Consider the following 24,501-nt stretch of genomic DNA (forward strand, 5'->3'; position numbering starts at 1 on the left):
CATCGCTTCCCATGCTGAAATGGTCGAAGCCGCATTACGTCAATCGTTGCCTACTGCGTGGGATGTTCCTGCGTCTCTACGTGAGTCCATGGATTATTCCCTGATGGCAGGCGGCAAACGATTGCGCCCTATTATGGTTCTGGCTGCTGCTGAGGCACTTGGGGGCTCATTGGAAGCTGCGATGCCTGTTGCACTAGCCATTGAATTAGTGCACACGTATTCCTTAGTGCATGATGATCTTCCAGCGATGGATAATGATGATTATCGTAGAGGGAAGTTAACCAATCATAAAGTATACGGCGAGGCGATGGCTATTCTAGCTGGCGACGCGCTGCTTACGCACGCCTTCTTCAGTGTTGCGCAAGCGCACAAAAAGTTCGGTGTTCCTGCCGATCGTGTGCTAGCGATTACGGAAGAGCTTGCCGTTCTTGCAGGTGCTCGCGGAATGGTTGGCGGGCAAGCAGCTGATATGCTTGGAGAACAAGGGCTGACGAAGCTAGAAGAGCTTACCTACATTCATACGCACAAGACAAGCGACCTTATCGTATTTTCCTTGCGTGCGGGTGGACATATTGCGGGGGCGACCGAAGCTCAACTGGAAGCGCTCAGTGAATTCGGTCACGCACTGGGACTTGCTTTTCAAATTCAAGATGATATTTTGGATATTATCGGTGATGAAGCTAAGTTAGGCAAACCAGTGAGGAGCGATGAGAAGCAGCAAAAGGTGACATTCCCTTATTTTATCGGCATGGAAGCTTCTGAACAGAAGGTGCAGGAGCTGACGAACCAAGCGAAAGAAGCCTTAGTAAGATCCAATATAGGAAACCCAGAGCGGTTGCTGCAGATCGCAGATTACTTGATGAAAAGAGATCACTAAGTGACCGTTTATCGAGAGTAGAGGTAGCAAACCAGACTTTTTGAACACGCATTTATATCCAAAATGAAACTTATTGTCATGGCTGACGTAACGTTCTATAGGGGGGCGCAACCGTCAATCCATGGCGTTTTACACGAAATAACCAATTCTATGATATAATGGTGAAATCTTAGTATTTTCACATTGAAAGTGAGGAAACAAGCGTGCTGCTCGAACAAATCAATCGGCCTGCAGATTTGAAGCGGTTATCCTTGACGGAGCTCGAAGAATTGGCAGGAGAAGTCCGTCAATTTTTAATTGAGAAGCTTTCCGTTACGGGTGGACATCTGGCCCCGAATTTAGGCGTGGTTGAACTCACAATTGCCTTACACACCATGTTTCACAGCCCGTATGATAAACTGATTTTTGATGTGGGTCACCAGGCGTATGTGCACAAAATTCTGACTGGACGCAAAGACAAGTTTGATACGTTGCGTAAATATAAGGGTCTCTGCGGTTTTATTAAGCGATCCGAAAGCGAACATGATGTCTGGGAAGCAGGACATAGCAGTACATCGCTTTCAGCTGCCATGGGTATGGCGATGGCGCGTGATCTCAAAGGTGAACATAATAAGGTTGTTGCCATCATTGGTGATGGTGCGCTTACAGGCGGCATGGCGCTTGAAGCCATGAATCATATCGGTCACGAGAAGAAAAATATTACGGTCATTCTGAATGACAATGAAATGTCTATTGCGCCCAACGTTGGGGCTCTTCATAATTATTTAAGTAAAATTCGTTCGGATCGTCATTATCTGAAAGCCAAAGAAGAAGTCGAATACTTACTGAAGAAAATTCCTGCCATCGGCGGAACGCTGGCCAAAACCGCGGAGAAGCTGAAGGATAGTCTTAAATATTTTGTGTTAAATGGTGTTTGGTTTGAAGAACTAGGCTTTACGTATATCGGACCTGTGGATGGACATAACTTACATGTCCTTATGGAAACGCTGAAACAGGCTGAGAAGGTTGCAGGTCCTGTGCTTATTCATGTCGTTACGACCAAGGGTAAAGGCTATAAGCCTGCTGAGAACGATTCACATACTTGGCATGGTCTAGGGCCATACAAAATGGAGTCGGGGCAAGTTCTTAAGTCTTCTGGACCGCCGATGTATACGACGGTATTTGGTGATACCTTAATAGAACTTGGTGAGAAGGACTCACGTGTAGTTGCAGTTACACCTGCGATGCCAGGTGGATCCGGTTTGTTGAAATTTGCGAAGCAATTTCCGAATCGAATGATTGATGTAGGTATTGCGGAGCAGCATGCGGCTACGTTATGTGCTGGCTTAGCAAGCGAAGGCTTAAAGCCCGTATTTGCCGTCTACTCAACATTCCTGCAACGTGCCTATGATCAGGTTGTTCATGACATTTGTCGCCCTAAATTAAATGTTACCTTTGCGATCGACCGTTCAGGCTTCGTTGGCCCGGATGGTGAAACACATCAAGGGGTTTATGATATTTCATTTTTGCGGACAATTCCGAACATGGTTCTCATGATGCCGAAGGATGAGAAAGAGCTGCGTGACATGATGCAAACGGCTCTTGAATATAATGACGGCCCGATTGCTTATCGTTATCCGCGCATTAATGGCACAGGGGCTAATATTGATGAGGCTCCTAAAGCTATTCCGCTTGGTACATGGGAAACTGTACGTGATGGCGATTATGCCGCTGTACTCGCTGTTGGACCTATGGTTCAGATTGCCGAAGAGGCAGCAGCTCAGTTGGCGCAAGAGGGCATCGAGCTTCGCGTCGTGAACGCGCGATTTATTAAGCCTATGGATGAAGCTTATTTGCTGCAGTTAGCAAAGGAATCGATGCCGGTAATCACTATGGAAGAAGGATCGATCCAAGGTGGCTTCGGAAGTGCCGTATTGGAGTTTTATGCGGAGAAACGTATTGTAGGTTTACAAGTAGAGCTAATGGGGATCCAAGATTACTTCGTTGAGCATGGCAGTGTGCCAGAGCAGCGTGAAGAAGTCGGTTTAACGGTCCATCACCTTATTACAGAAGTGAAGAAGCTAGTACCTCGTAAGGTCCTTCGGGCTAAGGTCTAGTAACCGATTTGAATAGGAGCAACACATCATATATGTCATCGGATAAAGAACGGTTAGACTTATTGCTACTAGAGCAGGGATATTTCGAAAGCAGAGAAAAGGCAAAGGCCGCCATTATGGCAGGCCTTGTTTTTGCGGATGAAGAGCCCGTTGATAAAGCGGGTATGAAAATAAGCAGGAAAGCCGTGCTCAAAGTAAAAGGTGCGCTTCATCCTTACGTGAGCCGTGGTGGACTTAAGCTTGAAAAGGCGTTAAAGCAATTTGAAATCGACTTACATGGTGCTGTTATGTTAGATATTGGGGCTTCCACGGGCGGATTTACAGATTGTGCGCTGCAAAACGGCGCTGCTTCCGTATACGCTGTCGATGTTGGCTATAACCAATTGGATTGGTCACTTCGCAATGATGAACGTGTACATGTGATGGAGAGAACGAATTTCCGTTACACGAAATTGGAGGATTTGAACGGTCCGAGACCTACCTTTGCCAGTATCGACGTTTCGTTCATTTCACTTCGTATTATTTTGCCCCCGCTCAAGGAAATCTTAGGGGATCAAGGTCATGTTGTAGCTCTGATAAAGCCGCAATTCGAAGCAGGTCGAGAGAAAGTTGGTAAGTCAGGAGTTGTGCGTGATTCCGATGTACACATTGACGTGCTGACAACGGTGCTGTCATTTGCTGAGGAGCTCGGCTTTCGCTTGAAGGGTCTGACCTACTCTCCTATAACGGGTGGAGAAGGCAATATTGAATTCCTTGCCTTCTGGACAAGTAATGGTGGGGATGAGTCGCTAGCAGCGCCTGCCTCGATCAAAGCTCTTATTGCAGAGACGGTAAAAGAGTCTCAGAAATTACATGGAAAATAAACTCATCTTTGAGAACGCCTTTTGCGGCCCTGAGATGGGTTTTTTCACTTAAGAGAAAGGATTTTCCTTCCGAATTCGCGAATACTATGGCGAGGTGAAGGACATGGAACAAGGCGATGTTAAAGTCATTTTGTTAATCCTGATCGGTATTGTAAGTATCGTCATTTGGCGATTTCCGAAGTGGATTGCGGGTTCAAGTCGAAGAAGAGGTCGGATTCCTAGGCATGCGAATATTCCCGAAGACGATGTTGTTGAGCTTCTTGAAGCTGCCGGCTTCGAAGTGCTTGCAGGTAAGACCAAAATCCCTATCTCCATGACCGTAGGCGAGAGAGATCACTTAGAAAGTCGCTTATTTATCGATTATTTTGTGCAAAAGGAAGATGATGTTTATCTTGTGAAAGTGGCGAAAGATCGTAAACCACTTGAGATGACAGGGAGCGCTGTGCGTGACATGCTGCTGCCCTACACCCTCATTTATCCTGAGGCACAGGGTATCCTTTACGTTGATATGACCGTTAACAAAATCAAAAAAATCACATTTCACATAGAGGTGTAAGGATGAAGGGTCAAAGGCATGTAAAAATCAGAGAAATCATTACGAATCATGAGATTGAAACACAGGATGAATTAGTTGAGGCACTTCGCGCGGCTGGATTTCACGTGACACAAGCGACGGTCTCCCGAGATATTAAAGAGCTGCACTTAATAAAAGTGCCCCTTGATGACGGTAGATATAAGTATTCCATGCCGGCTGATCAGCGTTTTAATCCTATGCAGCGGCTTCGCAGAGCATTAAGTGACCATTTTGTAAGTATCGATTATACGGATAATTTGGTTGTCATGAAATGCTTGCCAGGCACAGCGAATACGATTTGCGCTTTGATTGATAATTTGGAGTGGCATGGCGTCATGGGCACGATCTGCGGAGATGATACGATCCTTGTGATTTGCCGCGGGAAAGAGAATAGCGTAACTTTTGTAAATGAAGTGATGTCCTTATTATCATAATATCAGGAGGCGTTCATGCTTACAGAGCTTTCAATTCGTAATTTAGCTGTTATTGAACATGTTCATATTCGGTTTAAGGCTGGTTTTCACGTTTTGACAGGGGAAACAGGCGCTGGGAAATCGATCATCATAGATGCGTTAACACTCATTGTCGGCGGTAGGGGTTCATCGGAATTGGTTCGTTATGGTGCAGATAAAGCGGAGATTGAAGCCATGTTTGACTTACCTGCTTCGCATCCGGTTTGGCATACGCTTACAGAGCTTGGGATTGAATCAGATGCTTCCGAGCATCTCATCATTCGTAGAGAAATTACGGCTACGGGTAAAAGCTCAAGTCGGATTAATGGGCAGCTAGTGAATATGACCATGCTGCGTAAAACAGGAGAATGGCTCGTTAATATTCATGGCCAACATGAACATCAATCTCTACTTCATGTGGACGAGCATATTCATTCGCTTGATTTGTTCGGAGATGCTGAGATTGACGCAGCGAAGTCGGTGTATCAAGCTAGCTTCGATCAGTATATGAAGCTCCAAAAGGAGCTTAACGATCTGCAAGAGACGAGTAAGCAGGCGCTGCAAATGTTAGATTTGTATCGTTTTCAGATCGATGAAATATCAGCTGCCAAGCTCAAAATTGGCGAAGATGAGACCTTAGCTGAGGAAAAGCGCAAGCTAGCGAATGCTGAAAAGCTGTATCAGAACTCGACGGAAGCTTATGATTTTCTCTATGCTACGAATCGGGGACTCGATGCAGCAGGCAAAGCAGTCTCGCGCCTTCAGGATATCGTCCAGTTGGATCCGACGAATCTAAGTCCGATACTGGAACAAGCGCAATCGGCCTTCTATCAGTTAGAAGATGCAGCTTACCAAATCAGAGATTATCGCGATGGCATCGAGTTCAATTCATCCCGTCTTGATTTTATTGAACAAAGACTAGATACCATCACGTCTCTTCGTCGAAAATATGGGGAGAATATTAAAGAGATTCTGAGCTATTTAGAGAAGATCAAGAATGAAGTCGATACGATTGAAAATAAAGATGAAATTATTCGTAAATTAGAAGAAAAGCTAGTACTTGCTGAGAAGCAAGTTGGTGTTCATGCGTTGGATCTGTCCAACCTGCGTAAAGGTATTGCGAGTGATCTCTCTGCACAAATCGAACATGAATTACGTGATCTTCAAATGGAACGGACACAATTCCGTGTTCAAATCGCGCACATCATCGATGATCGCGGCGTAGAGGTGGATGGAAATAAGGTACGTTTTAACAGACAAGGGATTGATCAGGTTGAATTCCTGATGGCGCCTAATCCTGGTGAGCCGTTGCGCGGACTTAGCAAAATTGCCTCAGGCGGAGAGCTCTCTCGTATTATGCTCGCAATGAAAGCTATTTTTGCACGCATCGATCAAATTCCTGTGCTTGTTTTTGATGAGGTCGATACGGGGGTTAGCGGACGCGCGGCGCAAGCGATTGCTGAGAAGATGTCCGTACTTTCGCAAAGCTGTCAAGTATTCTCCATTACGCATTTACCACAGGTTGCCAGCTTCGCTGATGTTCATTTCTTTATTCGGAAAGAAGTGGATCATGAGCGCACGTTCACGCGGGTTCAAGATATGCCAGATGCTGGCCGGATTGAAGAGCTTGCGAGGATGCTTGGCGGTGTAGAAGTGACAGAAACAACGCTGCATCATGCCGGAGAAATGCTTACCATGGCAAAAAATAAGAAAGCAAGGGTATGAAAGTATAGATAGTCATCATTTACAGTTATAAAAGAAGGGGACTGGGGTTAACTTATAGGTACGCAATTGACGAGGTTATTCGTCAGGGCTCAAGGAATCTTGAAGGAGCGTGTTGATAGTGCAATCCAACAAAAGAAAAAGATTGTTCGGACTTTTGCTCGTCTTCTTCGTTTGCTTGGTCAGTGTGTCCCCGCCTTTTCAGAGCTTTGCCTCCTTTCCACAAGAACTCCGCTTATTCAGCGGACAAGGGAAGCAGCTTCAGTTAACAATGCCGGTCAATGCCCAAGTGACGGTCAAGGATACGGATATTGTGAAGGTAAATGGCAACGCCGAGCACTCATTTCAAGTTAATTTGAACGAACCTATTTCTCTGCAATCCGATCATTCCGGACAAACGGAAATGAAGCTCAAACTATTCGGAGCCATTCCAATTAAGACTGTCAAAGTGAATGTCGTACCAGACTTAAGAGTAATCCCAGGAGGCCAGACGATCGGTGTGAAAATTAAGTCTGCCGGTATTTTGGTGGTAGGTCATCATTTGGTGACGGTTGCCTCTGAACAAAAAGTTTCACCGGGGGAAGAAGCCAAAATTCAAGTTGGCGATTTAATTACCAAAATCAATGGCAAGGATTCTAAGGATGTTAGCAAGGTAGCAGAGCTAGTAGCCAAATCAGGCGAAAGTAAGAATCCGCTTGTACTGCAAATTTTACGAAATAATCAAGAACTCACTGTAAAGCTGCAGCCGGTCTATGACGTTGTAGATAAGTCTTACCGTTTAGGGCTGTACATTCGTGACTCCGCGGCAGGTGTKGGGACATTAACCTTCTACGCACCCGATCAAGGCGTCTATGGGGCTCTGGGACATGTCATAACGGATATGGACACTCAGACACCCATTATTGTAGGCGATGGAGACATTGTATATTCGAATGTGACTTCGATTTCGAAAAGTCATAACGGAGATCCTGGCGAGAAGCATGCGACCCTTTACAAGGACAGTAAGGTGATTGGCAATATTGAACGTAATACGGCATTTGGTATATTCGGGAAAATGTATGCAGCCCCGGATCATAGCTTATATAAAGAGGCGATTCCCGTTGCTTTCGCGGAAGAAGTGAAGGAAGGGCCGGCGCAAATCTATACGGTGCTCGAAGGGCAGAAGGTGGAAAAATTTGATATCCAAGTCGTTCACGTATCCAAACAAGACGTTCCGGGAACGAAAGGTATGGTTATCAAAATCACGGATCCACGTTTATTAGATAAAACAGGTGGCATTGTTCAGGGGATGAGCGGTAGTCCAATTATCCAGAATGGTAAATTGATCGGGGCCGTCACGCATGTTTTTGTGAATGACCCGACAAGCGGCTATGGCTGCTTCATTGAATGGATGTTGCAGGACTCTGGAATTATCCTTCGTCCTACAACAGGAAACACGAACAAAGAACTAAAGGCGAGTTAATAGCCTTTAGTTCTTTGTTTCTTTTTAACCTCATTTTACATAAGAATAGCGAGTTTAGTGACTTCATGTCGAAAAATGTTGGAATCAGAAGATAAATATTATATTATATAAGAAAGTCAAACAAAAGAAAAGAAAAATAATATTCGACAGAAGGATTTTAAAAGTAGCTGTCGAATACCTTTACTTAAGAGAGAAAATACCATCTTGTTTTAGTAGCTAAAGGAGGAAATTCAGTTGCAAAAAATTCAGGTATTACTTGCAGACGATAATCGAGAGTTTACCCACTTATTGTCAGAGTTCATTGGTGAGCAAGAGGATATGGAAATTATGGGTGTTGCGTATAATGGAAACGAGGTCCTTCGTTTTCTGGAGCAACAGCGTGAACTGCCTGACGTTCTAATTTTAGATATTATTATGCCTCATCTTGATGGCCTTGGTGTTCTGGAAAAAATGCGCGAAATGAATCTTCCTTCACAGCCCAAAATCATTATGCTTACAGCTTTTGGTCAGGAAAATATTACACAAAAAGCCGTGCAGCTTGGTGCTTCTTATTACATATTAAAACCATTTGATATGGAAACCCTTACGAATCGAATTCGTCAGCTTGCTGGCAATTCGTCATCAACAACTACTACAACATCATCGCCTCGCGCTAATGTTGTGCACATGCCAAAAGGTAAAAATTTGGATGCTAATATCACGAGTATCATTCATGAAATCGGCGTACCTGCACATATTAAAGGTTATCAATATTTGCGTGAAGCCATTACGATGGTTTATAATAACATCGAAATTCTTGGCGCAATCACCAAAACGCTCTACCCGGCTATTGCTGAGAAATACAAAACAACGCCTAGCCGCGTCGAACGCGCCATCCGTCACGCGATTGAAGTCGCATGGACGCGCGGCAACATCGACAGCATTTCCTTTATTTTCGGATATACGATTAACATCTCCAAGTCAAAGCCGACAAATAGCGAATTTATTGCCATGGTCGCGGATAAATTGCGTATCGAGCATAAGGTTTCTTGAGACGGTTAGTATCTTTGTAAACGTATAGAAAAAAGGACGCTTCTCATAGAGAGCGTTCTTTTTTTGTTTTCACCAGCTGCATCGCATGCCTAGGAAGCAGAAAGACTACCTAGAAGGTCTAGGTAGTCCCTCTGTATTGTTTTGAATTACCAAACAAAAGCGCTAGTGATAATAACCAATAAGATGAAAAGTACCAACACAGCTGCTGCAGAAGTTCCATAACCTGTTCCACAACTCATTCGAATCAACCTCCATTAGATATATGGTTTGTGTTTCGAGATAGCTTATGACTATTTCTGTGGAATGTTTGGGCGAAACGACTGATTGTGCTACTGTCCCTGTCCGTTTAAATAATTTTGTGTCATGTAAGGTGCTTCTTGAAAACTTGGAACCAAGGATGAGTTTGTTACGTTATTACAAAGTAGCTTATTCTTTCTAAGGTAAGTATGTATAGGCAGAACTAAGAGATCGCATGGAGGCAATGAGGATGTTACTGACGTTAGGGATTGTAGTGGTTGTGGTTGGTGTTTATTTTCTATTTATGAATGTGTATCCGGTATTCGGACGAAGACCTTCCAAGGATGATAGGAAGAGGTTTATCAAGTCTCCCCAGTATGCTCAGGATAAGTTCGACAATCCAGTTCCAGCGATGATGAATATGAGCTTTACTACAACGCTAGGAATCTTGCGTGATATGATCAAGGGAAGCCCTCATCGTCGTCCAGCATCCAACTTACCGATGGAAACGACCCAGTTCAGGATAGATGGGGACACAAGTGTTACGTGGTTTGGACACTCGGCGAGTTTGCTGACGATCGATGGAAAAGCCTTGCTGCTTGATCCGATGTTTGGAAGAACGCCTTCTCCCTTTCCTTGGTTGGGGAAAAACAGATACAGCGGCGGCATACCTTTTGAGATCGAAGAGCTCCCGCGGATCGATGCCGTCATTTTATCCCATGATCATTATGATCATTTGGACTATGGCTCAATTTTGAAAATTAAACACAAAGTGAATAGGTTTATCGTGCCGCTTGGCGTTGGCGCTCACTTAATCCGTTGGGGGGTTCCAGAAGCCACGATTGAGGAGCACGACTGGTGGGAAGAACTTACGTTCGAAGGACTGCAACTGGCTTGTACGCCTGCTAACCATTTCTCTGGGCGTAGTGTCAATGATCGCGGAGCAACCTTATGGTGCTCTTGGGTGATCAAAGGAAAGCAGTCTAGCGTCTTCTTCAGCGGCGATAGCGGGTATACGCCTCATTTTAAGCAAATTGGTGATAAATACGGACCTTTCGACCTGACATTGATGGAATGTGGTCAATATGACGAGCGTTGGGCAGATATCCATTTGATGCCCGAAGAAACGGTTCAAGCACATCTCGATGTGAGAGGGAAGGTTATGCTGCCCATTCATTGGGGCGCATTCACGTTAGCTATTCATGATTGGAATGATCCTGTTGCTCGTGCCGCGAAGGCAGCAAAGTTGAAAGGGGTAATGATGATCACTCCGCCAATCGGACAAACCATTACCTTGAAAGGGTCAGATGTTATGAGCTACCGGAATGCGGATTGGTGGGTACAGTGTTAGTTCGAGCTGAACTGGCTACAAGGGTTTCCACATGTTATTATGAATAAGGTTCATAAATGGAAGTGATCAGGAGAGAAGAAGAGCGATGTCGGAACAAAAAAAAGTGCGGAAATTTCATTTTCTGGCCGTTGTGCTGGGAGTAGCTATTGATAATATCGGGACGATGTTATCATCAGGTTTGATTGGCAGCTTGTATTTTGCAAACCGTCCCACGCAGGATCAAGATCTAAATGCGATATATTCGAACGCAGCTCTTTTGCTATTATTTCTGGTCGTTGGCTTGTTCTGGACGTTTCTAGGCAGTTATTTCACAGCTAAGGTGGCCAAACGTGCAGAACTTTTCAATGCAGCGATCATTGGGGTCATCGGGGCAGGGATCGGATTTGATTCGATATTAACACAAGATGTTATCCCATTATGGTATGAGTTGGTCGGATTAGTTGCTATCGTGCCAGTGGCACTCTTAGGCGGATATGTAGCGCTCAAGAGGAAAAAGTCTAACGAGTGAATTGTGGTTGGGAGGTGGGCGGTATGCCAAAGTTCGCGAATGCGAGTGAGGAAGCGACGACATTTCTACGTAAGCAAACAGGTAGCAATCAGTTGGAGTGTTATACCTATATTGATGCAGAAAATAGTTTGGATAGCTTTTTTATTGTCAAAACCAGTAATAAGGTCATCCATGTATCTTTTGCAGAGATTGCCTATGATCCGAGGAATTACCAGAGCTTACTAGAAGGGCTCTATCGAGCTATCTATGAATAACTAACGAGTTACCCATACACATGACGAAACCCCTCAGCCGATGTGGCTAAGGGGTTTCGTCATGTGTATCTAATTACTTAATAAATGTTAATGCTTGATCAGCGATGGAGAACTTGTAGCGATCAAGGCAATTGCAAAGATAATCTTTGCGGCAAATTGGGCAAGGCTCTTTCATCAATCGGTTCAAATCTGTTACGCGTCCAATGCCAGTTTCAGCATCTCTTTCGAAGAAAAGGCGACATTTGTTGCGGTCTTTCAAGGAAACAACAACTTCGAATAGACCATTCTTTTTATTATCACTAACTATTGTTGCATCAACTACCTGCGGATCGTAGGCCATATGTATTTCCTCCTAAGAGTTTGCTCAGCAAAACGTACTACATCGCAAATTCATAAATTAACATGCTTTTCACTTTGTTTGCTCAGTTGCATTAGTATATTATATAAATAAAAAAGATTTAATTCAATAGGAGGTCATCTAGACATGATCATGGACTATTGTGAACAGGAAATATCGGAGGATCAGACGCTTATACACATCGGTCTGCAGTTTGAGGATGAGCCTGATTCTTTATACGTAGCGGAGCTAGAGGTGGACGTTCTAGGGGTTGTCAAGAGTTGGCAATTATTCTTCAACGGTTTTGATTGCAAATATAACTTTCGCCCATCGGAAAAAGAAGAAATGATTCATTACGCGGCTCTACAGGGGATTACCATTCACGAGAGGAATGAATGAGAAATAGAAAAGGAATTATCGCCATATACAGAATGGTTCAAATTCCTTGACTTGTGTTTATTCTGTTGTTTGGTTTGCAGTTCTATACGTGTAGGTGTTGTCTTGGTGACAGGGTTCGTTCCGAACCAATGCAAACGATTCATAGCGGGATCTAGTTTTCCTTCACGTAAACAGCGTTGACGCAACTTTTGAGCTTGAGATCGTGACATGTTGATTCCCTCATTTCAATATTAGTTTCTACTTCTATTTTACCACATAAGAATTTAAAAGTTTACTGTAATCAATCGGAAAAACAAATTCTTATTGGCGATAAAAACTACAACTAAAACGCGGTCGCTCTTCTTCGAATTACTCCGATGAAAGTTTTTCTCATCAGGTGTTGGGGAAGAGGCAATGGAAAGTTTTTATAAAATGAAAAAGGGTGATCGGGTTGCGCATACAAATCCAATTAGCGATAGATGGCGAAACGAAGAAGACGGATGTGCTCGAAATAGCAGAGCATAAGCTTGGCGAAATGACGGATGAAGAGATCGAACAAGCCATCGAAGTGAACATCCGAACCTGGGTAGATCGAATGGTTCAAGTGGAGTGGGAAGTTATCGACGAATAAGCGGAAAGTCCAAGTCATAAAAACGGCTCCGAAGGGGTATACCCAACGGAGCATCATTGTACAACCTATGTATGTTTAGTGAACAATGGTGTTAACTCCTGTCCTCTGTAAAGCATGTTCCCAACTTGGGTAGTAATACAGGGCGTTTTTCATAAGATCAGGATGCAGCTTCTTCACATTTTTTTTGGCTAGTGACTMCCCTGTGCTGTGAAGCTGCACAATTTGGCCTAACACTTCGTCTGCGCTCATGTTTAGCTCCATAGATGTTTCCTCCTCCTTTCTTTTAAGAATATAAACCAATGCTTGCCATTCAGGACTTAAAATATACATAGAATTTTGTGGAATCGGGCAAATTAGGTAGGCCATGAGACGTTGTTAGGAAAGTCAGGTGTCTAACTATGATTTGGTCATCATTATCATTATTTGCCGCGAAGCCTAACCTGCTCTGCAAAGGAAAAATTGCTATCGTAACAGGTACATATGAGACATTTCATCAGCTCCCGCATAGTCGCATTGTTGTGCTCAAACAGGGTGACATCGATGAAGAATATGCACAGGAGCTTATAGATCGAAGAGTGAGGGCTGTGGTTCATTGTGGACAAGCTATGAGTGGTGAAATTCCGACACAAGGTCCGCTCTTACTTTTACAGCATCATATCCAGATATGTGAACTAAATCCAGGTCATTTCGAGAACTTTATACCTGAAGCAGAGATGAACATTTATCAGGATACCATCCAAATGTCTGGGCAAACTGTGCCCTGTAGAATGTTTACACGTGAAGACTGGCTGCTAGCACAGCGGGCTGCGAATGAGCGGGCCACGGAGCGATGGGAGCCGTTCATTGAACACACATTAGCTGTTGCTATGCGAGAAAAGCAAGCTGTTAAAGAGCCGTTACCTAACGTAATGCTGCGTACCCAACTAGAAGGTAGACACATCTTGGTGGTTTCTGCTGGGAAAGGGTTTAAGAAGGATTTACAAGCTGCGAGCGGGGTTATTACTGCGTTTAAGCCGATTCTACTCGGGGTTGGTGAAGGGGCGGATGCGCTGCTAGCATGTGGCTATCAACCGGATATTGTCATGGGTGATGCAAATCAAATTTCGAATCGAGTATGGCATAGCGGTGCGGAAATTATTATCCATACGTATCCGGGCGATCAAGGTATCATTGAGGAGCTTGAGTCTTGTGGACGCGAAACACATCACGTCTTACCATGTATTGGGAATAGTGAGGATGCAGCTTTATTGTTAGCTTATGAAAAGGGCGGGGAATGGCTTATTACGGTTGGCGTACAATCGCATATGAGTGATTTTCTCGCTAAAGGAAGTGAGGATATGGGGAGCGCGCTTCTTGTACGAATGAAGATCGGTGCACGTCTTGTGGATATAAAAAGCTTACAAGCTTTGACTATTCAGCCCAATCAAAGGCGAAAAGAAGCGGTATCCACTCTTGTTCTTTCGTGTGTTTTTATCGGGCTTAGTCTTTTCCAACTTCATTGGATCGTGAAGCGCGCGGCACATGTTGTATGGAAGCTTGTTGGGGCAGAATGAAGGCTATGGAATGAAAAAGGACCGGACGCATTGTCCGGTCTATTTGTTGCGTTTAGGTTTAAATCTGGGGGCGAGGTAGTTCCGCTTACGATCTCTGAAAAAGGTCCACCCACCAATAAAGGCAACACCGATCAGAAACAAAATCAAGCCTAAGAAGAATTTCCCCCATAACATACCGCTATTGGTAGCCGTATCGAATTGAGCGAAAAAGGCATCTTTCATCGCGAGAAAACCATAAGTAGCGGTAATACCAGGAATAACGAGAAGAAGAATGGCAATAAATCGATAAAAGGGTGCTTTCATACTAACTCCTTACCTAACTTTATCTGGACAAACGCACCTGTCCTAAAAGGACGGTGTAACCGTTTATTCTACATCATACTCTGAATCTGCTAGCGTGTCTAATTCACAAATAAGACTATGACTTTGATCCCAAAAAAGGGTAATATAATAGAGACGCACGTATACATATAACAAGTAATTGTTGCTACAGGAGGCTACCCATGCATGAGTGAACATAGATATGATGTTGTGGTATTAGGTGGAGGCATTGGTGGCTACACCGCTGCTATTAGGGCTGCACAGCTAGGTAAAACGGTGGCAATCGTCGAACGTGATAAAATGGGCGGTACATGTTTACATCAAGGCTGTATACCAAGTAAAGCCTTGCTGCGCAGTGCAGAAGTTTATGCCGCGATGAAGCATAGTGAGGATTATGGCATTTCGGCACAGTCAATCACGTTGAATTTTGATCAGGTTTTAGGTCGTAAGCAGCGCATTGTTGATCAATTACATCAAGGACTTCAGTTTCTGATGAAAAAGAATAAGATTACGATTCACCATGGGAATGGACGAATCATCGGACCATCCATTTTCTCGCCACGCAGCGGTGCTGTTTCAGTTGAGAAGGAAGACGGCGATATCGAAACGCTTCTCTCAAGTAATTTAATCATTGCAACGGGTTCTAGACCTCGCAGCTTGCCAGATTTAGAAATCGATGGTACTTCCATAATCACAAGTGAAGATGCGCTGCGGATGGAAAGTCTACCGAAGTCCATTATCATTGTTGGCGGTGGCGTTATTGGCGTAGAATGGGCATCGATGTTGCATGATTTTGGCGTGGAAGTAACGATCGTAGAAGTTGATAAGCGTCTAGTCAGCCTGGAAGACGAGGATGTTTCCAAAGAGTTGGAGCGTTTATTCAAGAAACGTGGCATTAAGCTGGAGACAGGTACGAAGCTGCTTCCGGAGTCTGTTAAGGTGACAGATGGCATGGTTACTATGCAAGTGGACAAGCAGGGTGAGGTGCAGGAGCTATCCGCGGAGCGAGTTCTTGTTTCAGTTGGTCGCATGGCGAATGTTGAAGCTATGGGGCTGGAGAATACAGATATCAAAATCGATAAAGGTGTCATTCGCGTCAATCGCTTTATGCAAACGACGGAATCGCATATTTACGCAGTTGGAGATGTCATCGGCGGACTGATGTTGGCGCATATGGCAGGCCACGAAGGCATTGTCGCAGCGGAGCATATTGCTGGCCATCAGCCAGATGAGCTGCAAACGCATCTTGTTTCCAAATGCACATATACTAGACCTGAAATTGCCAGTGTTGGTTGGACCCAGCAGCAAGCAATCGAAAAAGGTCACCAAGTGAAAGTTGGCAAATTTAGTTTCAAAGGAATAGGGAAAGCTCTAGTTTATGGGGATTCAGACGGCTTCGTTAAGGTCATTGCAGATAAGGACACGAATGATATTCTGGGTGTTCATATGATTGGTCCTCAAGTAACAAACAGTATCACGGAGGCTGCTCTGGCCCAAGTGCTCAATGCAACACCATGGGAAGTTGGACAAACGATCCATCCGCATCCAACACTTTCGGAGGCATTAGGTGAGGCTATGCTAGCCGTTGATGGGATAGCAATTAGCGGATAAAAATTGTAATCATAAACATTTGCGTTTATAATATGCTTATAGAGTCAAGTACTAGGACCAGGTAATAAGTTTTAGTCTTTATTAAATCTCACTAAGGAGGCAAACTCCATGTCCATTGGTCAGCTATATAAGCACAGAAGTTTAGGATTAACTGATGAAGAAGCCCTACGTATGTATACGGTTATGAGCCTTACTGCTAAATTTGATGAGCGAGCATTCATGCTTCAACGCGCAGGTAAAATTCCATTCCATGTTTCAGGGATGGGGCAATATGCAGGGCAAGTAGGAATTGCATTCGCTATGCAAGCACAAAAGGATTACTTTTTACCTTATTATCGTGATTATGCTTTCGTTCTTTCGGTTGGGATGACGGTCAGAGATCTTATGCTTTCCATATTCTGTAAAGCTGAAGACGTTAATAGCGGCGGCAGACAAATGGCTGGTCATTTCGGTGATCATAAAAATCATATCGTAACAGGGTCATCCCCGGTTACTACGCAAGTTCCGCATGCAACAGGTTTTGCGTTAGCCGCGAAGATGAAAAAGCAAGATTTCGTTACATATGTCTCCTTCGGAGAAGGCTCCAGCAATCAGGGGGATTTCCATGAAGGCTGTAATTTTGCGGGTGTACATAAGCTGCCGGTAATTTTCGTTTGTGAAAATAATCAATACGCAATTTCGGTACCACTTCATAAGCAAGTAGCGGGCAAAATCGCTGATCGGGCGATTGGATACGGTTTCCCAGGCGTTCAAGTCGATGGCACCGATGTCTTGGAAATGTACCGCGTAACGAAAGAAGCAAGAGAAAGAGCTGTTCTTGGGGAAGGTCCAACATTGATCGAAATGGTGTGCTATCGCATTATGCCGCATTCCACTTCGGATGATGACATGCTGTACCGGACGAAGGAAGAAGTTGAAGAGAATCGTCAAAAGGACGGTATTTTGAAATTTAAAGAATATTTAATCGCTTGTGATCTCTGGAGCGAGGACAAAGATAAAGAACTGCAGGAGCGTCAGAAGCAAGAAGTCAATGAAGCAACGAAGTATGCTGATCTTGCCCCTTATCCGAAGCCGGAAGATACGCTTCTTCATGTTTATGCGGAAGGAGATGGCAAATAAATATGGCAGTGATTACGTATTTGGAAGCAATCCGTTCTGCGATGCAGGAGGAAATGCAAAAGGACGACAATGTATTCGTCCTAGGTGAGGACGTAGGAAAAGGCGGCGTTCTCAACACGACCAAAGGACTTCGCGATCTATTTGGCGAAGAACGCGTGTTGGATACGCCTCTAGCAGAATCGGCGATCGTTGGTGTAGCTATCGGCGCGGCGATGTATGGCATGAAGCCGATCGCTGAAATTCAATTTGCCGACTTTATTTTCCCGGCAACGAATCAAATTCTAAGCGAAGCAGCGAAAATTCGCTATCGTTCGAACAATGACTGGAGCTGCCCGATTGTCATTCGTGCTCCATATGGTGCAACTGGCGCAGGTGCCTTATACCATTCACAGTGTCCAGAATCGGTATTCTTCGGCACGCCAGGTCTGAAGATCGTAGCACCATCGAATCCGTATGATGCCAAGGGATTATTAAAAGCAGCCATACGCGATGGGGATCCTGTGCTTTATTTTGAACATAAGAAATGCTATCTGGCCTTATCCGCCGAAGTTCCGGAAGAAGATTATATCGTTCCAATCGGCAAAGCTGATGTGAAGCGTCAAGGTACGGATATTACGGTCATCGCTTATGGCATGGTTGTGAATTTTGTGCTTCAAGCAGCCGAGGAATTGGCCAAGGAAGGCATTTCGGCACACGTACTTGATTTGCGTACCTTGCAACCGCTGGATCGCGATGCGATTCTAGAAGCCGCTAGAAAAACAGGCAAAGTGCTTATAACGCATGAAGATAACAAAACGGGCGGCGTCGGTGCGGAAGTATCCGCGATCATTGCAGAAGAGATGCTATTTGAACTGGATGCGCCAATCGCCAGACTGTGCGGCCCTGATGTTCCTGCAGTTGGCTCCAATCCACCGATGGAGAAGTTCTTCTTACTGAATGCTGATAAGCTGAAGGAAGCTATGCGCCAGCTTGCTTTGTTCTAAATAGTTCTTATCCGTTGATCTTTTCCGAAATTAGGAGGTACTTGTATGAACACAACCGGCCGCCTCACCGAGGTAACTGTTCCGCATTTGGCGGAAAGTCTCGTTTCGGCTACAATTGGCAAATGGCTGAAGAAGCCAGGCGATTATATTGAACAATATGACGTTCTTTGTGAGATGTTCACAGAGAAAGTAAATACAGAAATGCCTAGCCCTATTGAAGGTAGACTTATCAAAATTATAGTCGGCGACGGCCAAACAGCGGCCGTTGGCGAAGCGATTTGTGTCATTGAAGAGCCAGCTGGCTCTTCGGCAGACGCTGCAGCGACACCTATCGCTGCTCCAATTGTGTCGGCTGACTCTGAAGACACAGATCAAAGTATGCGTGGCCGCTTCTCACCTGCGGTCCATAAGCTTGCCCAAGATAACCGTGTGGATTTGGCACGCGTTGCAGGGACAGGCCTTGGCGGGCGGATTACCCGCAAGGATGTGGAGATCTTTATCGCATCCGGTGGTGCTAATGCGGCACCAGCGGCCGTACAAGCGACGGTACCGCCAGTAGCAGCACCAGCAGCGATTGTAACCGCTGAAGAACCAGAGAATCAGCCTGTACGCAGCTCTGGCATTCATTTGTCATCAAGCCCTCAAACACCGCTAATTGAAGCGGAAGGGCACAATCTTGATGCGCAAAATGAACATTTCATTGATGTAACCCCAATGCGAAATGCGATTGCTTCGAAGATGCGTCAAAGCGTGACTGAAATTCCGCATGCTTGGACCATGATCGAAGTTGATGTGACGAATCTTGTTGTTCTACGTAACAAGGTGAAGGACGAGTTCATGCGCCGCGAGGGCATTAACTTGACATACTTGGCGTTTATGCTGAAGGCTGTCGTCAACGCAATCAAAGACTATCCAATTATTAACTCGGTTTGGGCTGTTGATAAGATTATCGTGAAACGTGATATTAATATTTCCTTGTCCGTCGGGACGGAAGACTCCGTCATGACACCAGTAATTAAGAAAGCCGATCAAAAAAATATCGCAGGCCTAGCTAGAGAAATTGATGAGTTGTCGAAGAAGACACGTGCGGGGAAGCTATCGCTGAACGATATGGTTGGTGGTACGTTTACCGTAAATAATACAGGCTCCTTCGGTTCGATTCTCTCCAACCCAATCATTAACTACCCGCAAGCGGCGATTGTGTCGTTCGAATCGATCGTGAAGAGGCCTGTCGTGATTCAAGATATGATAGCGGTACGCTCTATGGTTAACCTTTGTTTATCGTTGGATCACCGTATTCTCGATGGTGTAATCTGTGGAAGGTTCCTACAAAGAGTGAAAGAAAATTTAGAAAGCTACAACGCGGATACTAAAATTTACTAAAGGCTCTTATGAGGTGAAAAATAATCCGGCTGTAAACAATAAGCTGGATAACAGCATAACGAAGAGCATAATGTAAATAACGACTTTAAACCATTTTTTATTCTGTAGCACGGGATTCACTCCTTTTTCGTCTAAGCTTGTACCGTTTTATTGTAACTCAAAGTGTGTATCGGAGGAAAGTACATGATTCAACAAGATCGTTTAATCCAAGAGTTCATCACCCTCGTTAAGGTGGATAGTGAGACGCGATTTGAACAAGACATCTCAGTTGTTCTTCAAGAAAAGTTCAGACAGCTTGGTTTGAAAGTTGTTGAGGATGAGTCAATGGCCAAAAGCGGTCATGGAGCAGGGAATCTCATCTGTACGTTAGAAGCTACGGACAGCAACCCAGCGATCCCAACCATTTTCTTCACATCACATATGGACACGGTTGCTCCTGGGAATGGCATCAAGCCGCAAATAGGCGAAGATGGCTACATTCGCTCGGATGGAACCACGATCCTTGGCAGCGATGACAAAGCAGGAATCGCTGCAATGCTTGAAGGGATTCGAGTTTTGAAAGAGCAAAACATTCCTCATGGTCGCATTCAGTTCGTCATTACCGCAGGTGAAGAAAGCGGCTTAAAAGGCGCGCGCGCGATGGAACGCAGCAGCATGGAAGCGGAATATGGCTTCGCGCTAGATTCTAACGGTAACCTAGGCGCTATTGCAACAGCAGCACCTGGACGTGCAGAAATTGAAATCATTTTCCATGGCAAATCAGCGCATGCTGGTGTGAATCCGGAAGATGGCATCTCGGCCATCCAAGTGGCAAGCAAAGCCGTTTCGCGGATGTCATTGGGCAGAATTGATAATGAAACGACTGCAAACATCGGAAGCTTTTCTGGTGTAGGACCGCTAAACGTGGTATGCGATAAGGTGAAGATGGAAGCGGAAGCGCGCAGTATTGTACAGCATAAGCTGGAAGCGCAGATTGAAGCGATGAAACAGGCATGTGAATCAGCTGCAGCCGATGCTGGCACAACCTGTGAGTTCCATGCGGATATTGTGTATGCCTCGTACATGCACGATGATTCAGCGCCGATCGTTCAATTGACATCTCGCGCGATGAGCACAATAGGTCTAACAGCGAATACCTTCCACTCCGGTGGCGGAAGTGACGCAAATATTTTCAACGGAATGGACATTCCTACTGTGAATTTGGCTGTTGGATATCTAGAAATTCATACGGTCAAAGAGCGTATCGCGATTAGTGATCTCGTCAAAACGGCAGAACTCGTTGTTGCGCTTGTGAAAGAAGCAGCGAAGGTGTAAGCCTTCGAACACATTAAAAAAACCGATTCGTCCGCCTCATGGCGCGGCTAATCGGTTTTCGTTGTATTTGAGCTGCTTCGTTTAATGGATTTAGATTGCTGCCATTGGAAAAGCGAGGATTCGAGCTGAATGCCTATGTGATCCGTGTGCTATAGACTTCATAGGGGTGTTCAGGCCAGCTAAATAGTCAGCGACAGTGACCGATGGACCGGCTTGCTGAAGCATTTGCTGAAGCTGATGTCTGACCTCCCAGGCTTTGCCCACAAGTCGAATTTGCTTATCGCTCATATAGCTCTTCATATCGGAGACCCTCTTTTCAGGAAATATTTGATATAATCAACGATATGCGAGAGGTGGACAAGTTAGACCAACTTAAATGAAGACGAGGTGCTCAAATGACAGACCATAAGAAATTTGAAGAAGTGACAACGAGTAGTGAGATGATTTTCAAAGGGAAGATCATTTCCCTGCAAGTGGATCAAGTGACGTTGCCGAATGGAGGGACAGCTTCTCGAGAGATCGTTAAGCATCCCGGTGCGGTAGCAGTTATCCCGCTTCTAGGTGACAAAATGATCGTTGTTGAGCAGTACCGTAAGCCGCTCGAGAAGAGCCAGGTAGAAATCCCTGCTGGTAAGCTAGACAGCGGTGAGGAGCCATTGAAAGCGGCCTTACGTGAGCTTGAGGAAGAGACAGGCTATCGGACAGATAACATCCGTTTGGTGAGTTCTTTTTATACATCACCGGGATTCGCTGATGAGATTATCCACATGTATATCGCGGAGGATTTAGTAAAGGGAACTGCGAATCTAGACGAAGACGAATTCTTGGACTGTGAAGCTATTACGTTGGAGCAAGCGCAGCAGTATATGCGTGATGGGCTCATCAGTGATGCCAAAACGATTATGGCCGTTTATGCGTGGCAGCTATATAAATTAACTGGTCAAATCTAGATGTTGAAGGAATATTATGTTGATCTTCATATTCACATTGGCCGAACGGAGAAAGGTCAAGCTGTGAAAATTAGCGCAGCCAACAATCTCACATTTTTCAATATTGCTCATGAAGCTGCGAACCGGAAAGGGATGGAGATGATCTCCATCATCGATACCCATTCTCCTTCTGTCCAAGAGGAGATTATGATGTATTTGGAAAAGGGAGACATGGTGGAGCTCGAAGGCGGGGGAATTCGCTATCGGGATACGTCGATCATCCTAGGCAGCGAAATCGAAGTGAGAGACCCTGGGATGGGTCCTGCGCACTTGCTTGCTTATATGCCTACACTGAAGGTCATGCAGGAGTTTACGACATGGATGAAGCGGTATATGAAAAATGTGGAGCTAAGCTCACAACGTATTTATGTGCCTGCGCGTACGCTTCAGGAAGAGGTTATAGGTAGGGGAGGCATTCTTATCCCTGCGCACATCTTTACGCCGCACAAAAGCGTGTACGGCAGTGCAGTTAGTTGCATGAACGATCTGCTGGATGTGAAGCAAATCCCGGCAGTAGAGCTTGGTTTAAGTGCGGATTCCGACATGGCTGGATACATTTCGGAGTTGGATGATTTCACCTACGTGACAAATTCAGACGCACATTCCTTAGCGAAAATAGGTCGCGAATACAACCAAATAAGGCTTGCTGCACCGACATACGAGGAACTGGTCAAAGCGCTTCAGCGCCTAGAAGGACGTGGTGTCACAGCCAACTATGGTTTGAATTCGCGATTAGGCAAATATCATCGTACGTATTGCAGTTTGTGCGAAGCAGTACTGGACGACTGCGATTCGGCTGTCGAGCGCTGCGTGAATTGCGGCAGTCCCAAAATTGTTCGTGGTGTCATGGATCGCATCATGGCGATCGCGGATCGCGATCAATCCTATCAACCAGCGCATCGTCCTCCTTACCATTTTCAAATCCCATTAGAGTACATCCCTGGTTTAGGATCTAAGAAGCTGGAACAGCTCCTAAACCGGTTCGGAACTGAGATGCATGTCATACATCGCGCGACGCCTGAAGAGTTGGCTGCAACGGTTGGAGAAGAAATTGCAGCATACATTGTGAAAGCACGAGAAGGGTCTTTAACGCTTGAAGTTGGGGGCGGCGGAAAGTATGGCAAAGTGAAAAATCATTCATAATTTCTTCTTTTCGCTCATAAGCTTGTCTTTGTAGAGGTTGTACAAAGAAGGGAGCGGCGAGTGTGAATAGGAACTTAACGATGAAACAATATATGAAGGATAATTTGCCGTTATTTATATTCGTCGCTGTGCTCTTCGTTATTGGCGTTGTTTTCGGTGCCGTCATGGTTAACGCCCTTTCTTTTGAACAGAGGACCGAAATGACCCGCCATTTAGGAAGCTTTTTTCATGAAATTAATAATGGCGTTGAAATTGACAGCCAGCAATCGTTTAGTCAAGCTTTTGGCATGCATATGAAGTGGATCTTATTGATCTGGCTATTTGGCTTGTCGATAATAGGCTTGCCTCTGATCTTAGTATTAGATTTTCTAAAAGGGGTGCTGATTGGCTTCACAGTCGGATACCTTGTTGGTCAGATGTCGTGGAAAGGTATGCTTTTTGCGCTTGTGGCCGTAGTTCCTCAGAATTTAATTGTGATTCCAGCCATATTATTTTGCAGCGTAGCGGCGATGTCATTCTCCATTTATATGATCAAGCATAGAATCATGAGTCGGAGTGGTAACATTTACCAACCTTTCATGAGATATACAACGATCACTTTAGCCATGGGGGGCTTCCTGCTTGCGGCAGCGTTATTAGAGGGTTACTTCTCCCAATACATGATGAAATGGGTAACCCCAATGCTGGTGGGGCTTTATGGGTAATGAAATGAATTGTGTTTCTGTTTGACTTTGTAAGTTCGCTCCCCCTATAATGAAAAGAGTGGCTAAAAATGGGCTAGGATGCCCACCTTTCTGAGGGGGAGGCATATGGAAGCAAGGATTGAGAAAATTAAACAACAATTGCAATCCCAAGGGTACAAGCTTACGCCTCAACGGGAAGCGACAGTTCGCGTCCTATTGGAGAATGAACAAGATCATCTCAGTGCAGAAGATGTGTTTATGCTTGTGAAGGATAAAGCACCAGAGATCGGTCTAGCAACGGTTTACCGAACTTTAGAGCTTCTGAGCGAGCTGCACGTTTTGGAGAAAATGAATTTCGGCGACGGTGTTGCCCGTTACGATTTGCGTGACGACAATTCGCGTCATCATCACCATCACTTAATTTGCGTGCAATGCGGAGCCGTAGATGAAATCATGGAAGATTGGCTCGGACCATTCGAAGAACGGTTAGAGACAGAATTTCATTTTCAAGTATTAGATCATCGACTTGATTTTCAAGGTATATGTTATCGTTGTACTGAACGAGGGAAACCGGACTCATTGGAGAAATCCCACTAATAGTTTCCGCAAGGACGCTATTCAAATTATG

The 24,501-nt window shown here is 44.9% G+C and carries 29 protein-coding genes; 23 read left to right on the plus strand and 6 right to left on the minus strand.

Annotated elements, in window-relative coordinates; genetic code table 11:
- Positions 1-19 precede the first annotated feature (19 nt).
- The 8 genes from AC1DVJ_RS11755 to spo0A all read left to right on the plus strand — a co-directional run bounded on the left by AC1DVJ_RS11755 (position 20) and on the right by spo0A (position 9,078).
- On the plus strand, positions 20-877 hold the full coding sequence (locus AC1DVJ_RS11755) for a polyprenyl synthetase family protein (RefSeq protein ID WP_477590927.1): 858 nt from the start codon (positions 20-22) through the stop codon (positions 875-877).
- Positions 878-1,080: 203 nt separating this feature from the next.
- Positions 1,081-2,973: a 1-deoxy-D-xylulose-5-phosphate synthase gene (gene dxs / locus AC1DVJ_RS11760; RefSeq protein ID WP_477590871.1), complete on the plus strand. Its 1,893-nt coding sequence runs from the start codon at positions 1,081-1,083 to the stop codon at positions 2,971-2,973.
- A gap of 32 nt (positions 2,974-3,005) precedes the next feature.
- Complete coding sequence (locus AC1DVJ_RS11765) at positions 3,006-3,836, plus strand: TlyA family RNA methyltransferase (RefSeq protein WP_477590872.1); 831 nt, start codon at positions 3,006-3,008, stop codon at positions 3,834-3,836.
- 103 nt (positions 3,837-3,939) lie between these two features.
- Positions 3,940-4,392: a hypothetical protein gene (locus AC1DVJ_RS11770; RefSeq protein WP_477590874.1), complete on the plus strand. Its 453-nt coding sequence runs from the start codon at positions 3,940-3,942 to the stop codon at positions 4,390-4,392.
- A 2-nt stretch (positions 4,393-4,394) separates the two neighbouring features.
- Positions 4,395-4,844, plus strand: coding sequence for a transcriptional regulator AhrC/ArgR (gene ahrC, locus AC1DVJ_RS11775; protein ID WP_236285558.1), 450 nt, complete (start codon positions 4,395-4,397; stop codon positions 4,842-4,844).
- Between the two features lie 15 nt (positions 4,845-4,859).
- The gene (gene recN, locus AC1DVJ_RS11780) at positions 4,860-6,587 is read left to right on the plus strand and encodes a DNA repair protein RecN (RefSeq protein WP_477590876.1); all 1,728 of its coding nucleotides are present in this window, start codon (positions 4,860-4,862) and stop codon (positions 6,585-6,587) included.
- Positions 6,588-6,705: 118 nt separating this feature from the next.
- Positions 6,706-8,046 carry a SpoIVB peptidase gene (gene spoIVB, locus AC1DVJ_RS11785; RefSeq protein WP_477590877.1) on the plus strand — a complete coding sequence of 447 codons (1,341 nt, stop codon included), beginning with the start codon at positions 6,706-6,708 and terminating at the stop codon, positions 8,044-8,046.
- Between the two features lie 234 nt (positions 8,047-8,280).
- Positions 8,281-9,078, plus strand: a complete 798-nt coding sequence (gene spo0A / locus AC1DVJ_RS11790; protein ID WP_477590878.1) for a sporulation transcription factor Spo0A — start codon at positions 8,281-8,283, stop codon at positions 9,076-9,078.
- A 146-nt stretch (positions 9,079-9,224) separates the two neighbouring features.
- On the opposite strand, the gene AC1DVJ_RS11795 is transcribed toward spo0A, so the two are convergent.
- Positions 9,225-9,317, minus strand: coding sequence for a YjcZ family sporulation protein (locus tag AC1DVJ_RS11795; protein WP_082595420.1), 93 nt, complete (start codon positions 9,315-9,317; stop codon positions 9,225-9,227).
- Positions 9,318-9,727: 410 nt separating this feature from the next.
- On the opposite strand from AC1DVJ_RS11795, the gene AC1DVJ_RS11800 reads away from it, so the two are divergent.
- The 3 genes from AC1DVJ_RS11800 (at position 9,728) to AC1DVJ_RS11810 (ending at position 11,428) form a co-directional block, all read left to right on the plus strand.
- Positions 9,728-10,666: an MBL fold metallo-hydrolase gene (locus tag AC1DVJ_RS11800; protein ID WP_477590929.1), complete on the plus strand. Its 939-nt coding sequence runs from the start codon at positions 9,728-9,730 to the stop codon at positions 10,664-10,666.
- 85 nt (positions 10,667-10,751) lie between these two features.
- Entirely contained in the window at positions 10,752-11,174 is a 423-nt protein-coding gene (locus AC1DVJ_RS11805; protein ID WP_477590879.1) for a hypothetical protein, read from the plus strand.
- Positions 11,175-11,197: 23 nt separating this feature from the next.
- On the plus strand, positions 11,198-11,428 hold the full coding sequence (locus AC1DVJ_RS11810) for a hypothetical protein (RefSeq protein ID WP_477590881.1): 231 nt from the start codon (positions 11,198-11,200) through the stop codon (positions 11,426-11,428).
- A gap of 73 nt (positions 11,429-11,501) precedes the next feature.
- Here the strand turns inward: AC1DVJ_RS11810 and AC1DVJ_RS11815 are convergent, their stop codons facing one another.
- Complete coding sequence (locus AC1DVJ_RS11815; RefSeq protein WP_028554204.1) at positions 11,502-11,768, minus strand: hypothetical protein; 267 nt, start codon at positions 11,766-11,768, stop codon at positions 11,502-11,504.
- Between the two features lie 144 nt (positions 11,769-11,912).
- Here AC1DVJ_RS11815 and AC1DVJ_RS11820 point away from each other — a divergent pair, with 144 nt between their 5' ends.
- Both AC1DVJ_RS11820 and AC1DVJ_RS11825 read left to right on the plus strand, forming a co-directional pair.
- Positions 11,913-12,164 carry a hypothetical protein gene (locus tag AC1DVJ_RS11820; protein ID WP_477590882.1) on the plus strand — a complete coding sequence of 84 codons (252 nt, stop codon included), beginning with the start codon at positions 11,913-11,915 and terminating at the stop codon, positions 12,162-12,164.
- Positions 12,165-12,594: 430 nt separating this feature from the next.
- A complete protein-coding gene (locus AC1DVJ_RS11825; RefSeq protein ID WP_477590884.1) occupies positions 12,595-12,774 on the plus strand; it encodes a hypothetical protein in 180 nt (59 codons plus the stop codon).
- 75 nt (positions 12,775-12,849) lie between these two features.
- Here AC1DVJ_RS11825 and AC1DVJ_RS11830 read toward each other — a convergent pair whose 3' ends face one another.
- Positions 12,850-13,035 carry a hypothetical protein gene (locus tag AC1DVJ_RS11830; RefSeq protein WP_477590885.1) on the minus strand — a complete coding sequence of 62 codons (186 nt, stop codon included), beginning with the start codon at positions 13,033-13,035 and terminating at the stop codon, positions 12,850-12,852.
- A gap of 137 nt (positions 13,036-13,172) precedes the next feature.
- On the opposite strand from AC1DVJ_RS11830, the gene steA reads away from it, so the two are divergent.
- Positions 13,173-14,327, plus strand: a complete 1,155-nt coding sequence (gene steA, locus AC1DVJ_RS11835) for a putative cytokinetic ring protein SteA (protein ID WP_477590886.1) — start codon at positions 13,173-13,175, stop codon at positions 14,325-14,327.
- Positions 14,328-14,366: 39 nt separating this feature from the next.
- Here steA and AC1DVJ_RS11840 read toward each other — a convergent pair whose 3' ends face one another.
- On the minus strand, positions 14,367-14,630 hold the full coding sequence (locus tag AC1DVJ_RS11840) for a DUF2627 domain-containing protein (protein WP_477590888.1): 264 nt from the start codon (positions 14,628-14,630) through the stop codon (positions 14,367-14,369).
- 204 nt (positions 14,631-14,834) lie between these two features.
- On the opposite strand from AC1DVJ_RS11840, the gene lpdA reads away from it, so the two are divergent.
- From lpdA to AC1DVJ_RS11860, 4 genes are all read left to right on the plus strand, one after another.
- Entirely contained in the window at positions 14,835-16,259 is a 1,425-nt protein-coding gene (gene lpdA, locus AC1DVJ_RS11845; protein WP_477590890.1) for a dihydrolipoyl dehydrogenase, read from the plus strand.
- Positions 16,260-16,367: 108 nt separating this feature from the next.
- Positions 16,368-17,378: a thiamine pyrophosphate-dependent dehydrogenase E1 component subunit alpha gene (locus AC1DVJ_RS11850; protein ID WP_477590891.1), complete on the plus strand. Its 1,011-nt coding sequence runs from the start codon at positions 16,368-16,370 to the stop codon at positions 17,376-17,378.
- A 2-nt stretch (positions 17,379-17,380) separates the two neighbouring features.
- On the plus strand, positions 17,381-18,361 hold the full coding sequence (locus AC1DVJ_RS11855) for an alpha-ketoacid dehydrogenase subunit beta (protein WP_477590893.1): 981 nt from the start codon (positions 17,381-17,383) through the stop codon (positions 18,359-18,361).
- Between the two features lie 45 nt (positions 18,362-18,406).
- Positions 18,407-19,744 carry a dihydrolipoamide acetyltransferase family protein gene (locus AC1DVJ_RS11860; protein WP_477590895.1) on the plus strand — a complete coding sequence of 446 codons (1,338 nt, stop codon included), beginning with the start codon at positions 18,407-18,409 and terminating at the stop codon, positions 19,742-19,744.
- A 6-nt stretch (positions 19,745-19,750) separates the two neighbouring features.
- Here AC1DVJ_RS11860 and prli42 read toward each other — a convergent pair whose 3' ends face one another.
- A complete protein-coding gene (gene prli42, locus AC1DVJ_RS11865) occupies positions 19,751-19,855 on the minus strand; it encodes a stressosome-associated protein Prli42 (RefSeq protein ID WP_157256922.1) in 105 nt (34 codons plus the stop codon).
- A 72-nt stretch (positions 19,856-19,927) separates the two neighbouring features.
- Between prli42 and AC1DVJ_RS11870 the strand changes: the two genes are divergently transcribed.
- Complete coding sequence (locus AC1DVJ_RS11870) at positions 19,928-21,058, plus strand: M20/M25/M40 family metallo-hydrolase (protein WP_477590897.1); 1,131 nt, start codon at positions 19,928-19,930, stop codon at positions 21,056-21,058.
- A 90-nt stretch (positions 21,059-21,148) separates the two neighbouring features.
- Here AC1DVJ_RS11870 and mciZ read toward each other — a convergent pair whose 3' ends face one another.
- Complete coding sequence (gene mciZ / locus AC1DVJ_RS11875) at positions 21,149-21,358, minus strand: Z-ring formation inhibitor MciZ (RefSeq protein WP_477590899.1); 210 nt, start codon at positions 21,356-21,358, stop codon at positions 21,149-21,151.
- A 95-nt stretch (positions 21,359-21,453) separates the two neighbouring features.
- Here mciZ and AC1DVJ_RS11880 point away from each other — a divergent pair, with 95 nt between their 5' ends.
- The 4 genes from AC1DVJ_RS11880 to fur all read left to right on the plus strand — a co-directional run bounded on the left by AC1DVJ_RS11880 (position 21,454) and on the right by fur (position 24,470).
- Positions 21,454-22,008, plus strand: coding sequence for an NUDIX hydrolase (locus tag AC1DVJ_RS11880; RefSeq protein ID WP_477590900.1), 555 nt, complete (start codon positions 21,454-21,456; stop codon positions 22,006-22,008).
- Positions 22,009-23,190, plus strand: a complete 1,182-nt coding sequence (locus AC1DVJ_RS11885; RefSeq protein WP_477590902.1) for an endonuclease Q family protein — start codon at positions 22,009-22,011, stop codon at positions 23,188-23,190.
- A gap of 80 nt (positions 23,191-23,270) precedes the next feature.
- On the plus strand, positions 23,271-23,894 hold the full coding sequence (gene spoIIM, locus AC1DVJ_RS11890) for a stage II sporulation protein M (RefSeq protein ID WP_477590904.1): 624 nt from the start codon (positions 23,271-23,273) through the stop codon (positions 23,892-23,894).
- Between the two features lie 105 nt (positions 23,895-23,999).
- Entirely contained in the window at positions 24,000-24,470 is a 471-nt protein-coding gene (fur, locus tag AC1DVJ_RS11895) for a ferric iron uptake transcriptional regulator (protein WP_477590905.1), read from the plus strand.
- Positions 24,471-24,501 lie beyond the last annotated feature (31 nt).

This window comes from Paenibacillus sp. P4_A9, from assembly GCF_056402415.1.